13 protein-coding genes are annotated in these 12215 nt (G+C 72.4%); 9 read left to right on the forward strand and 4 right to left on the reverse strand.

The features are described from left to right. Positions 1-24: 24 nt before the first annotated feature. Entirely contained in the window at positions 25-219 is a 195-nt protein-coding gene (locus ABH928_RS32320; RefSeq protein ID WP_037606139.1) for a hypothetical protein, read from the reverse strand. A gap of 418 nt (positions 220-637) precedes the next feature. Here ABH928_RS32320 and ABH928_RS32325 point away from each other — a divergent pair, with 418 nt between their 5' ends. The 5 genes from ABH928_RS32325 (at position 638) to ABH928_RS32345 (ending at position 4734) form a co-directional block, all read left to right on the forward strand. After that, positions 638-1045: an ankyrin repeat domain-containing protein gene (locus ABH928_RS32325; protein ID WP_370072234.1), complete on the forward strand. Its 408-nt coding sequence runs from the start codon at positions 638-640 to the stop codon at positions 1043-1045. A gap of 172 nt (positions 1046-1217) precedes the next feature. After that, entirely contained in the window at positions 1218-1697 is a 480-nt protein-coding gene (locus ABH928_RS32330) for a GNAT family N-acetyltransferase (RefSeq protein WP_370072235.1), read from the forward strand. Between the two features lie 132 nt (positions 1698-1829). Beyond that, positions 1830-2432, forward strand: coding sequence for a DoxX family membrane protein (locus ABH928_RS32335; RefSeq protein ID WP_370072236.1), 603 nt, complete (start codon positions 1830-1832; stop codon positions 2430-2432). Between the two features lie 95 nt (positions 2433-2527). Then, positions 2528-2980 (forward strand): DUF4442 domain-containing protein, encoded by a 453-nt coding sequence (locus ABH928_RS32340; protein ID WP_370072237.1) that lies wholly within the window; start codon positions 2528-2530, stop codon positions 2978-2980. Between the two features lie 299 nt (positions 2981-3279). Next, positions 3280-4734, forward strand: a complete 1455-nt coding sequence (locus tag ABH928_RS32345; protein ID WP_370072238.1) for a hypothetical protein — start codon at positions 3280-3282, stop codon at positions 4732-4734. Positions 4735-4791: 57 nt separating this feature from the next. On the opposite strand, the gene ABH928_RS32350 is transcribed toward ABH928_RS32345, so the two are convergent. After that, positions 4792-6132 carry a streptophobe family protein gene (locus tag ABH928_RS32350; protein ID WP_370072239.1) on the reverse strand — a complete coding sequence of 447 codons (1341 nt, stop codon included), beginning with the start codon at positions 6130-6132 and terminating at the stop codon, positions 4792-4794. Positions 6133-6399: 267 nt separating this feature from the next. Beyond that, positions 6400-8700, reverse strand: a complete 2301-nt coding sequence (locus ABH928_RS32355) for an MMPL family transporter (protein ID WP_370072240.1) — start codon at positions 8698-8700, stop codon at positions 6400-6402. Positions 8701-8863: 163 nt separating this feature from the next. On the opposite strand from ABH928_RS32355, the gene ABH928_RS32360 reads away from it, so the two are divergent. The 3 genes from ABH928_RS32360 (at position 8864) to ABH928_RS32370 (ending at position 10735) form a co-directional block, all read left to right on the forward strand. Continuing rightward, positions 8864-9568: a helix-turn-helix domain-containing protein gene (locus ABH928_RS32360; protein ID WP_370072290.1), complete on the forward strand. Its 705-nt coding sequence runs from the start codon at positions 8864-8866 to the stop codon at positions 9566-9568. 95 nt (positions 9569-9663) lie between these two features. Continuing rightward, on the forward strand, positions 9664-10101 hold the full coding sequence (locus tag ABH928_RS32365; RefSeq protein ID WP_370072241.1) for a hypothetical protein: 438 nt from the start codon (positions 9664-9666) through the stop codon (positions 10099-10101). A gap of 31 nt (positions 10102-10132) precedes the next feature. Then, entirely contained in the window at positions 10133-10735 is a 603-nt protein-coding gene (locus tag ABH928_RS32370; protein WP_370072242.1) for a maleylpyruvate isomerase N-terminal domain-containing protein, read from the forward strand. Positions 10736-10854: 119 nt separating this feature from the next. On the opposite strand, the gene ABH928_RS32375 is transcribed toward ABH928_RS32370, so the two are convergent. Next, on the reverse strand, positions 10855-11610 hold the full coding sequence (locus tag ABH928_RS32375; protein ID WP_370072243.1) for a hypothetical protein: 756 nt from the start codon (positions 11608-11610) through the stop codon (positions 10855-10857). 117 nt (positions 11611-11727) lie between these two features. Between ABH928_RS32375 and ABH928_RS32380 the strand changes: the two genes are divergently transcribed. After that, a complete protein-coding gene (locus ABH928_RS32380) occupies positions 11728-12171 on the forward strand; it encodes a hypothetical protein (protein ID WP_370072244.1) in 444 nt (147 codons plus the stop codon). The last annotated feature ends 44 nt before the right edge of the window (positions 12172-12215 follow it).

A 12215-nucleotide genomic window follows, 5' to 3' on the forward strand; every position in this document is an offset into this window, starting at 1 on the left:
TGCTCCGGGGCAGGTTCGGGGGCGTCAGAACTTGATGCCGCCGAGCAGGCTGGCGAGGCTCGCGCCGCCGGCCTTGATGCTGGGGGCGATCGCGGTTCCGGCGAGGTAGAAGCCGAACAGTGCGCAGACCAGAGCGTGGGAGAGCTTGAGGCCGTCCTTGCGGAAGAACAGGAACACGATGATTCCCAGCAGGACGACTCCGGAGACGGAGAGGATCACGAGGGTCTCCTCGTAGTAGGGACAGCGGGCCGGTGGGCCTGGTGGGACAGGCCTTCCTTACTTACTCGTCACGCAATGGTGAACCATGGTGACAAAAAGTAATAACCAATGAATAGCAGCAAATGGGTGGTTTTGCCGGGTGCGCACCCGCCTCGCCCGTGATCGTGTCTCCGATGGCCCGCCACCACGCGGCGGCGCGCGGGCGGTTCGCCCGGATGGCTGACACCCGGTCGGGGACGGGTGTCGCACCCGTCGGGCTGACCTGAGTGACCGTCCGGGGAGTGGAACGCCGCCCCGTCGTACTCCGCTCGGACGGCCCGACGGCGTACGCTCACGCTCGCCGACCCTTTCCGGCGCCGGGGCAGTCCGGGCCCCGGCCGGGTCGGCGCGGCCGTCGAGAAAGCGAACGAACACACATATGACTGATCAGAACGACGCCACGGGCGGCGCCGACGCCGTCGACCCCGAGGTCGCCGCGCTCGCGGGCAAGGTCTTCGACCTCGCTCGTGCGGGCGACGCCGCCGGGCTCGCCGCCTACATCGACGCGGGCGTACCGGCGAACCTGACCAACGAGAAGGGCGACACCCTTCTCATGCTGGCCGCCTACCACGGCCACGCCGAGGCCGTCCGCACCCTCGTCGAACGCGGCGCGGACGCGGACCGCCCCAACGACCGCGGCCAGACCCCGCTGGCGGGCGCGGTCTTCAAGGGCTCGGCCGACGTGATCACCGCCCTCATCGCCGCCGGCGCCGATCCCGACGCGGGCCAGCCCTCGGCCCGTCAGACGGCCGAGATGTTCGGCCGCACGGAACTGCTCGGGCAGTAGCCAGGCTTCCACTTCCGTCCGCCGCTTCCGCCGCCGGGCCTCCGGCCCGGCGGCGGAGGCGTGTCCGGAAGCGCACGCGCGCTGCGTAGACTCGAAGGCTGCCGCCGCAGGTCAGGCCGGTGGCGGAGGGATTTCGGGGTACAGGTCGGTGCAGAGCGGAGGCAGAGCGCGCGTGGAGCGGATACGAGTCGTCGGGTACGGGCACCCGGATGCACAGCTGTTGATGGCGGAGGTCCAGCAGGAGTACGTGCTCCGCTACGGCGGCCCGGACGAGACGGACCTGGACGAGGCCCACTTCGCGCCGCCCCTGGGGACCTTCGCCGTGCTCTACGACGTGGACGGGGCGCCCGTCGGGACCGGCGCGTGGCGGGCGCAGGAATCGGGCGAGATCGGCCTGGCCGACGGGGATGCCGAGATCAAGCGGATGTACACCCGTGCCGCCGCACGCGGACGTGGACTGGCTCGCCGGATGCTCCGGTTCCTGGAGGAGGACGCCCGCCGGGCGGGACGCCGCCGGATGATCCTGGAGACCGGTGACCAGCAGCCGGAGGCGCTGGCGCTGTACAAGTCCGAGGGCTACGAGCCGATCCTGAAGTTCGGCTTCTACCGGGAGTACGACTCCGCGATCTGCCTGGGCAAGAGCCTCGCCTGAGGCCGCCCGGAGCCTTGTTGTGTCAGACAGGGCCCAGGCGCGGCTCCCACGGGTGGGCTAACCGGGAGGGGCCGGGGCGGGGATTTCGGCGAAGACTGGAGCGACACGTTCCCTCGCCGGAAGGACCTCCTCATGTCGTGCCTGCCTCGCAAGGACCTGGGATTGCTGGTGCTGCGCGTCGGGACCGGGGGCGTGCTCTTCGCGCACGGCGCCCAGAAGCTGTTCGGCTGGTTCGGCGGCGGTGGTCTGGACCGGACCGCGCAGGCGATGGAGGCGATGGGCTTCCGTCCCGGCCGTCAGAGCGCCCTCGCGGCCGGTCTCGGTGAGGCGGGCGGCGGGGTGCTGCTGGCCCTCGGCGTGGCCACGCCGGCCGCCGGTGCGGCTGCGGCGGGCGCCATGGCGGGCGCGGTCGCGGTCCACCGTCCCGCCGGGTTCTTCGCCCAGGCGGGCGGCTACGAGTACCCGGCGTACCTCGGGTACATGGCGGCGGGCCTCGGCCTGGCGGGGCCGGGACGCTTCTCGTTCGACCACATCAGCGGCAACTGCCTGAACCGCCCCGGCATGGTCGTGCTGGCCTTCGGCGCTGCGGCTGCTGCCGCCGCGGCCGTGGTGAGCAAGCGCGAGGCGGCGGTCGAGGCGGCGCAGGTGGCCAAGGACGAGGAGCGGAACGAGGAGCGGACCGAGGAGCGGGGCGCGGGCCGACAGGAGCCGGAGGGCACGGCCGGTTCCGCCTGAGACCGGCCGTCGGTGGCAGCCGGTCGCTGCGAGGGTGGTCCGTCGGTGTCCGCCGGTCGTTGGCAGCGAGGCTACTGGCCAGTAATATGCGGTCCATGACCAACGCCATGCCGTCGATCGCCGAACTGCTGCCCCAGACCGTTCCCATGGTCCGGACCCTCAACCTCGTCTTCGACGAGTGCACCGCGACCCGCGCGGTGCTGCGCCTGCCCGACCAGGCCGACTTCCACAACCACGTCGGCGGCCCGCACGCCGGAGCCATGTTCACCCTCGCCGAGTCGGCGAGCGGTGCGATCGTGCTGTCCGCCTTCGGTGACCAGCTGACGCGTGCCGTGCCGCTGGCGGTGGATGCGAAGATCGCCTACCGGAAGCTGGCCATGGGCGAGGTCACCGCGACCGCCGAGCTCGGACGTGCCGCCGCCGACGTCGTCGCCGAGCTGGACGCCGGGCAGCGGCCCGAGTTCCCGGTCGAGGTGACCATCCGACGCGCCGACGGCGAGGTCACCGGTGAGATGACGATCACGTGGACCTTGCGTCCCAACCGCTGACGTCCGGACTGCTGACCGGCAGTCAGGGGCCCGGCAGCGTCTGGTGATCGACTATGGTCGAACACGCCCTGCTGGTGGACGGTGACCATCCGTCACCGTCCGGATCGGGCCCTTTCGGCCCCAACCACGTGCAGATCCTGTGACCCGCCGAGCACGGGTCGAGCTCGCGTGGATATGATCTGCCAGCGCACTATCCGGGGCGGGGACGGTCCACCAACAGCTCGTCGCCTTGGCGTGCCGAGACAAGGTCCTCTCGGGGGCCTTCACCGACGCAGACCATCGCGGGAGGGCGAGCGGGCGTGTCAGCACCCATAGTCGATGCCGTCGCGCCGCCTGACGCGCGCGTGGTGGCACCAAGAGCAGCAGAGCAGTCGACGACGCGGGACGGCGTCGCCGACGGGCGCAACGAATCCGACGGGCCGGGCGGCTCCGGCAGTACCGGGGTCGCCGAGGCCACCGGGACACCCTGGGGAGCGATATGCCTCTCCGTCGCGGGTGTCCTGCTGATGGCCTTCGTGGCCTTCGCGGCCCCCAACGACCACACACTCGACATCGCCATCAGCTCCCTGCGGCTGCCCAAGCTGCCGGGACCCGCCTCGACCTATCTGACCTGCGCGGCGATAGCCGCACAGGGCGCCGGGCTGATACGGATGCTGGGGGCCTCCCGGCGCGGCTGGTCGCCGTCACCGAAGCGGCTGGTGGGGCTGGGCGCGTTCGGCGCGCTGCTGCTCGCCGTCGGGACGCCGGTCGGTTCCGCCGACACCGCCAGCTACGCGGCGTACGGGCGGATAGCGTCCCTCGGTCTGGACCCCTACCGCACGCTGCCGGGTGAGCTCGGCGGCTCGTACGCGCACCTGGTCGGCAACAACTGGCTCTTCACACCGTCCGTCTACGGACCGCTCGCCACGTTCATCCAACAGCTGGCCGCCGACATCGGCGGCAGTCGCCTCACGCTCACCATCACCGTGCTGATGCTCGCCAACGCGGCGGCCTATGTGCTGACCGGGCTGGTCCTGGTGCGGATGGCACGGGACCGCGGCCGGGCGGCGCTGCTCTGGGCGGCCAACCCGCTGCTCCTCTGCCTGCTCGTCGGCGGCGGACACCTGGACACCTACATCGCCCTGTTCAGCGCCTGCGCCGCCTATGCCGCGCTGCGGGTGCGCGAGTCGCCGCCCAGCCACGAGGTGGTGGTCGGCGCGCTGCTCGGCATGGCCTGCGGCGTCAAGATCAGCGCCGCGCTGGTCGCGGTCGGCCTCTCCTGGCCGCTGCTGCGCGACCGCGAGTGGAAGCGGCTGGTCGTACGCACGGTCAGCTGTCTGGTGCCGCTGGCGGTGATGTACGTACCGATCGGCATCCACGGGCTGGATCCGCTCTCCCAGGCGTCGCAGCTCGTCTCGTCCCCGTCCGTCTGGGCGCTGGTCGAGCTGCTCGGCCACGTGACGGTGGGCCAGAACGTCACCGAGGCCGTCATCACCTTGGCCTGGCCGGTGGTGATGCTGGTGCTGGGCTGGATCTTCTACCGGCGTACGGTCGGTCACCCGGCCGAGCTGGGCCTGGAGCAGACGCGTGGCGCCTACGCGCTGGCGCTGGGCTGGCTGCTGGCCGCGCCCTGGTGCATGCCCTGGTACGCGGCGCTGGTCTGGCCGCTGGCCGCGGTCCTGCCGTCGCGGCGCCGCGCGGACCTGCTGCTGACCTGGTTCACCCTGGGGCTGGCCCTGTTCCACAACACCGGCGGGCACGGCTGGAGCTGGTGAGCCGGGCGGACGCCCGCCGGTTCGCGGGTGCCCGCCGGTGCACGGGTGGTCGCTGGTTCACGGGTGGTCGCGCGGCGTTCGGCGCAGGCGCGCGCCGATCCAGCCGCCGACCACGCCTGCGAGCGCGCCCCAGAGCGCACCGAGCAGGACGGCGCGCAGCAGGTCGGGGATCAGGGTGACGCTGCCGGTCAGAGCCTTGGGGACGCCGGCCCCGCCGATCAGGTTGCCGAGCAGGCCGGAGATGCCGCCGGTGCCGCCGACGCCGAGCAGGGAGAGGCCGTAGGCGGCCGAGACCCGGGTGAGCAGGCCGATCAGCAGCATCGCCAGCGCCGTCGTCAGCCCCAGGCTGACCGCGTGCCGCCACGCCGTCGTCCTGCCGCCCGTCCGGCCCATCGCGATGCCGCAGCAGAGCAGCGCCAGCCCCGCGAGGACCGGCAGCCACCAGACGCGGCCGTCCTGTTGGGCGAGCGTGCCGAGGCTGACCGTGCGGTCGCCGGTGCCCGCCGACCGGAGCACCTCCGACAGCACCTTCGGCATCGGCAGTCCGATCGAGGTGGCCAGGTGCCCGTGCCAGGTCGCGCCGAGCCCCAGGCCGAGGGCCAGCCAGGCGAGGTTGGGCAGGGCCAGCAGGATGACCGCGAAGGTGTCCCTGGCCGGTCCGTGGACCACCGCCGTCACCACTCCCGCGACCAGCGCGACCAGGACGTAGCCGAGCAGCAGCACCACCATCGCCGACGCGGCCGGACGCACTGCGGTCCGGAGCCGCAGCAGCCGGTCCGGCAGCGCTGCGGCCCGAGAGACCGCGAAGGCGAGCAGCAGGACCACGGCCAGCCAGAGCAGGCCGTATCCGACGGCCGCTCCGACGTCGACCCGGAACCCGACCGTGGGCGACGCCCCGAGCGCGCCGGTGATCTGGTCGGTGATCGAGTTGCCGGTCGAGACCACGAAGCTGTGCCGGGCAGCCCACGCCAGCAGCGCCACGGCACCGGCCCAGAGCGCGGCGGTCAGCAGCACCCGGCCGAGCAGTTCCCGTCCGTGCAGTGCGGCCCGGCGCCGCAGCGGCCGGAGGAACGCGTACCCCGCGATCAGCGCCCCGGCCAGGCTGAGCGTCAGCGGCATCGCCGCCACGCCCGCGCTGCCGCTCGCGATGAACCCGGCGGACCCCTGCACGCGAGCGGGCGCGCCGAGCGCCATCAGCATCGTGGCCGCCAGCACCGACCCGAAGGAGTCCCCGGGCAGCGTGTTCGCCCGCGCCAGCCAGAGCCCGATCGCCCCGAGCGCCGCCATCACCAGCAGCGCGCCGACCACGACGCCCACGGCGGCGTTCCAGCTGCGCAGCAGCACCGTTCCCATGCCGGGCGTCCCGTCGGCGGAACCGTCGCCCGAACCCGGATGCATCGCGCCTCCCGGGACGTAGTGAAGCCGATCCCTCCGACCAGCGTCCGCCTCCCCGGTCCTGGGCGCTACCGCGCCACGGCGACGGAGTTCGAGGGTTCGTCCAGCTCCGCGTCCAGGTCCACGACGACCTCCACGACCCGCTCGGTGATTCCGCCGACGTTGCAGGCCATCGACCCCGTCCGTCGCCGAGCCCGGTCCGGACGCGCCGCGCCCGCCCTCCCGGCCCGGAGTGCTGGACGGGAGAGCGGGCGAAAAAGCGACGGATCGTCAGCCGATGGGTTCGGTCACGCGGTTTTCGTCCGCCGGCTTCGACGGGCGGGTGTGCTGTTGGAGGCGCTCGCCCTCGATGTCGAGGTCGGGGAGAGCTCGGGCGAGCCACTTCGGCAGCCACCACGCCGCGCGGCCGGTGAGGGCCAGGACCGCCGGGACGAAGGTCATCCGGATCACGAAGGCGTCGATCAGGACCCCGACCGCCAGGGCGAAGGCGATCTGCTTGAGGATCATGCTGTCGGTGCCGAGGAAGGATGCGAAGACCGAAATCATGATCAGCGCAGCCGCGGTGACGACCCGTCCGCTGTGCCGGGCGCCGCTGTGCACGGCGGCCAGCGGCTCGCGGGAGTGGGCGTAGGCCTCACGCATTCGGGACACCAGGAAGACCTCGTAGTCCATCGCGAGCCCGAACAGCACCGCCAGCAGCAGGATCGGCAGGAAGCTGCTCACCGGACCCGTCGTGTCCAGGCCGAAGAGGCTGCCCAGATGGCCGAGTTGGAAGACGCCGACGACCGCGCCGAGGGTCGCCCCGATCGACAGGAGGAAGCCCACCGCGGCCTTGAGCGGCACCACGAACGAGCGGAACACGAGCAGCAGCAGGAGCAGCGACAGTCCGACCACGACGGCCGTGAACGGCACCAGCGCCGCGTTGAGCTTGGCGGCGACGTCGATGCTGACGGCGGTGCTGCCGGTGACCTGGATGGTCGCGCCGGTCTGCTGCTGGATCGTGCCCTTGTCCGCGCGGATGGTGTTGACCAGCGTCTTCGTCGCCTCATCGCTCGGCGCGCTCTTGGGAATCACCTGGATCAGGGCGGTGTGGGTCGTCGGGTTCGCGACCGGCTTGCCGACGGCGGAGACGTCGGGGAGCGTGCGCAGCGTCGAGGCAATCTGCTGGGTCGCGGCGGTCGGGTCGCTGCTGGCCCCGGTGTCGGCCAGGACGAGGAGCGGGCCGTTGAAGCCGGGCCCGAAGGCGGAGCTGATCTCGTCGTAGGCGACACGCTGTGAGGAGCCGGCCGGGGCGGTGGAGTTGTCGGGCAGCGCCAACTGCATGCTGTGCGCGGGCCAGGCCAGCGCGCCGAGCGCCGCGACGACGGCGATCAGCGTCAGCAGCGGCCTGCGCGTGGCCAGTCGGAACCAGCGCTCGGCCGCGTTGGCCGGCTTGGGGCCCTTGGCGTCCTTGGATCCCTTGGCGTGCTTGGTGCCGCCGGCGTCCGTCCCCGCGGCGCCGCTTTCGGCTGCGGCGATGGCGTGGTCGCGGCGTACCGCGCGCGAGCCCGGCTTCGGGGTGAGGCGGCGGCCGGCGAAGCCGAGGACAGCGGGCAGCAGGGTGGTCGCCACCAGCACGGCGGTGAGCACCGCGCCCGCGGCGGCCAGGCCCATCGCGGTCAGGAAGGGTATGCCGATCACGGTCAGCCCGGCCATGGCGATGACCACGGTCAGTCCGGCGAAGACCACCGCGCTGCCCGCCGTGCCGACGGCCAGCGCCGCCGACTCCTCCGGGTCCATGCCGTGGGCGAGTTGGGCGCGATGTCGACTGACGATGAAGAGTGCGTAGTCGATGCCGACGGCCAGCCCGATCATCAGGGCCAGGCTCTGCGCGGTCGACGAGATCGAGACGACGCCGGTCAGCGAGAGCAGCCCGAAGATGGCGGTCGCCACCCCGAAGATCGCGGTCACCATCGGTACTCCGGCCGTCAGCAGGGAGCCGAAGGTGAGCGTGAGGATGACCAGCGCCACGCCGACGCCGATCACGTCCGAGCTCGACTTCGACGGCGCGTTACCGAACGCCGAACCGCCCACGACGACGCCCACGCCGCTCTGCGAACCGTGGGCGACCGCGGAGTCGACGGAGGACTGGAGGGCGGAGAGGGCGTCCGACTGGAGCGCGCTCTGCGGCACCTCGTACTGGACCTGAGCCACTGCGGTGCTGCCGTCCGGCGAGACGGTGTGCGCGGCGAACGGGCTGATCACCCTGGCGACCTGCGGCGCGGACTGCGCGGCGGTCACCGCGGCGTCGATGGCGGCGGCGTCGGTGGGATCGGTGACCTTCTGCCCGTTCGGCGCGGTGAAGACCAGTTGGGAGCTGGTGCCCGAGGAGGTCGGGAAGTCGGTCTTCATCCGGTCCAGCGCCTGCTGCGACTCGGAGCCCGGGATGGTGAAGGTGTTGTCGAACTTCCCGGACCCGCCGAAGGCCACGGTGCAGGCGACGACTGCGGCGACCGCCGCCAGCCAGAGGGCCAGCACGCTTCGTCGGTGCCGGAAGGCGAACCTGCCGAGGCGGTGCAGGTAGGTGGGCATGAGGGTGCTCCGTGGTGCGTGTGCGTGCGTGTGTGTGCAGGCCGTGAGGGGACGACTGAGGGCCTGCGCCTGAGCCTGCCGAAAAAGTGGCAGTCCTGCCAAAATAGCAAAGTGGCAGAACTGCCAGAGTCATCCCTGAGGCTGAGATACTCGCGGTGTGGACATGCGTGTGGACATGGAGGCAGTGGCTGCGGACGCAGCGGCGACGGAGCCCAGGGGTCGCCGCGAGGAGAACAAGCGGCGCACCCACCAGGCGCTGGTCGAGGCCGCCGCCCGGCTGTTCCAGGAGCGCGGCTTCGAGGCCACGACGGTCCGGGACATCGCGGCGGAGGCCGGAGTGGGGGAGCGGACCTTCTTCCGCTACTTCCCGAGCAAGGAGAGCCTGGTCCTGCAGCAGGTCCGGGACCTGATCCCGCTGCTGGCGGCGGGGATCTGCGAGCGCCCCGCCGACGAGCCCCCGCTGGTCGCGCTGCGCGAGGCGCTGCTGGCCCTGGCCTTCCGGCACGAGACCAACCCCGTGATCCTGCTGGCCATCCCCGGCCCGCTGCGCCTGGAGGCCGCCGGTCGCCCGGCGGACGGTCGGCCGGCGGACGGGCGCTCGGCGGACGGGCGGCCGGAGGTCCCGGGGCGCGGCGACCGCTTCCTGCTCTACGACCTGGAGGAGGCCGTGGCTGAGGCGTTCCGGTCGCGGATGGACGGGGCCGAGGTGGCGGGGGACGCCCGGTTCCGGGCATCCGTGCTGAGCCGCGTCGGCGTGGGCGTGCTGCGCGCTGTGCGGCTGACGTACGGACGGCTCTCCGAGACGGAGCGGGAGGCGGTTGACGCGGCCGAGCTCGTCCGTGCCGGGTTCGCCGCGCTGGAGCGCTGAGCGCCCCGGCGGACCGCCCCCGACCCGCGTGCCGTGCGCTGAGGAAGCGCGCGTATGCTCGCTCGGGAAACGGCGTACAACAGGAGGATGTGCCGATGGCCGGGGAGATGGTGATCCGGGCGGAGGCGCCGCCGTTGCGGACCGCGGGCACGCTCGCGGTGCTTGTGGACGGCGAGCGCGTCGGCGAGGTCAAGCAGGGTGGGGTGGCCCGCTTCCCGCTCGACCCCGGGCCGCACACCGTGCGGGTCGCGGTCAAGGGCAGCCGGTCCAAGGACGTCGCCTTCGAGATGCCCGAGGAGGGCGCCTACCGGGTCGACGTCACCAGTACCGGCATGTCGCTGCTGGTCGGGATCCTCCCGTTCTTCTACCCGCTCGGCTTCATCCCTGGTCTGCTGCACCAGGTCACCGCCCGCGGCGTCGCCCCCGCCCAGGTTCCGGCGCAGGCGGCCGAGGCCGTCGTGTCGGGGGAGCAGGCCCACAACGGCCTCTGGTGGCAGGCCGATCCGAAGCTGGCCAAGCGCTTCCAGAGCTGACGCTCCACTGACGGGTCCGTAGCATCGGCGCATGGATCAGCGCCCTATGGATCACCGGGATCTCGATGCCTCCGTCGCGGAGATGTTGCGGGTCCTCGGACCGCACACCACGGCGGACTGGACCGTTCCTGCGGGCACGCTCACCTGGAGCTGCCGGGAGACCGCCTCCCATGTGGCGCATGATCTGCTCGCCTACGCCTGCCAGTTGACGGCGCGGCCCGACGACGCGTATCTCCCACTGGACCTGACGGTCCGTCCGTCCGCGTCCCTGGCTCAGGTGTTGCAGACGGTGGTGGCCTGCGGCGGGCTGCTGTCCGCCGCGCTGGCCACGGCCGAGCCGCAGGCGCGGGCCTGGCACTGGGGCCCGACGGACCCGACGGGGTTCGCGGCGATGGGTGTGGCCGAGACCCTGGTCCACACCCACGACATCACCTCCGGCCTCGGCCTCGCCTGGGAGCCGCCCGCCGACGCCGCCGCGGCGGCCCTGTCCAGGCTCTTCCCGGACGCGCCGAGCACCGCCGAGAGCTCGGCCAGCCCTGGGCAGTTGCTGCTCTGGTGCGCCGGGCGCACGGCCCTACCGGGCTTGCCGCGCCGGACCTCCTGGACGTGGCGAGCTGCCGTCGAGGGGGCGTGAGCGCCATTGGCGGGCTTCGGCGCACGCTCAAGCCGTCCATCCCGGAGACCTGCGAGTACGACATCCCGTTGCACGACGGGCTGATCTCGAACTGCGCTGGTAGCGGGCGTTCCTGAGGCTCAGGGGTGGAACTGGGCGTACAGCACGGTCGCGTCGTCGTGCCGCTTGCCGCGGAACGAGCCTTCTGCCAGGTCGAGTTCGTGCTTGCGGACCGCGTCGACGAGGTGGGACGGGCCGTCCGTGCCGAGGGCGTCGAGGAGCCCGGGCCAGGACCAGCCGAAGCGGTCGACCAGGCGGCCGATGCCGTCGGAGAGCGCGGCCACGTCGCGGACGCGGGAGAGGGAGTGGGAGGCGGTGAGCGCCTGCTCCGCCGCCTCGGGGCGGGCCGAGGCGACCCAGAAGCCGCCGGGTGCGTTGCGCAGTCGGCTCACCGACTCCCGGTCGTAGGCGGGCAGATGGTCGATCCGGTCGTCGGCGTGGACCTCGACGTGGCCGTCCACCGTGCGGACCACGATCGGGGAGTCGGCCAGCACCAGGCAGTCCAGGCGGTCCGCGTCCGCAGCGATCCGCAGCAGTGCCACGGTTGCTGACGGGCTGTCAGGATTTTCGAGATCGCACTGGGGATGCAGGTCCCGGGTACGCAGGATCGCCTGGCGCAGCACCTCCGGCAGCGGCTCGTCCGGATGTGACAGCAGGAACGCGGCCAGCTCCGCGCCCAGTCGCTGCACGAACCACGCCACGGAGTGGACGCAGCCGGTCGGCAGGCCGCTGGCGGTGGCTCCGTCCAGCACGAGCGCGAACTGTGGGCCGGCGATGACGAAGTCCTCGTTGGCGGCGGTGTCCGGACTCGGCTCGCAGGCGTAGCTGATCTGCACGGCGCTGGCGCTCCTTCGCGGTCTCTTCACGATCTTTGCTGGCTCTGCTCCCCGATCATGCCCTCTCCTCACGTGTCACGGCCCGCCGACACGGGCCGCAACTCTAGGCTGTGGTGCATGGACCGCGACGTCGAGCATGGACATGAGCACGGGCGCCCGCACGGCACGCCGGCCAGCACCGCAGACCCCGGTATCGGGCCGAAGCGCCTCGACCCGCCCGCAGCCGCCGCGTTGCTGCGTCTGGCGGCGCGGGTTGAACGCGACCTGCTGGGCGCCGGTCTGGAGGCCAAGCCCTACGAGGTGACGCCCTCGTCCAGGGCGGGGGCCGAAGTCGAGGTCGACGCGTTCGACGACGCGGTGGGCGGCGTGTGGCTGCACTGGCGGGTGCACCCGGACGTGGACGCGGAGACGCCGGAGGGCGGATCGGTCCGGATCGTCATGGCCGAGGCCCTGGTCCGCACACTCGCAGCCCTCGGGTACCGCAGCGAGCACGGGCAGGACAGCCTCCGGCCGTACGCGGTCCGCGTCCTGTCCGGGCCGGACGAGGACGTCGTCGGGTAGCGGGCTCGGACCCGGCTGGTAAGCCGTTGCCGGGACGGTGGGGC

Origin of the sequence: Streptacidiphilus sp. MAP5-3, from assembly GCF_041262505.1 — a bacterium.
Classification (GTDB): domain Bacteria; phylum Actinomycetota; class Actinomycetes; order Streptomycetales; family Streptomycetaceae; genus Streptacidiphilus.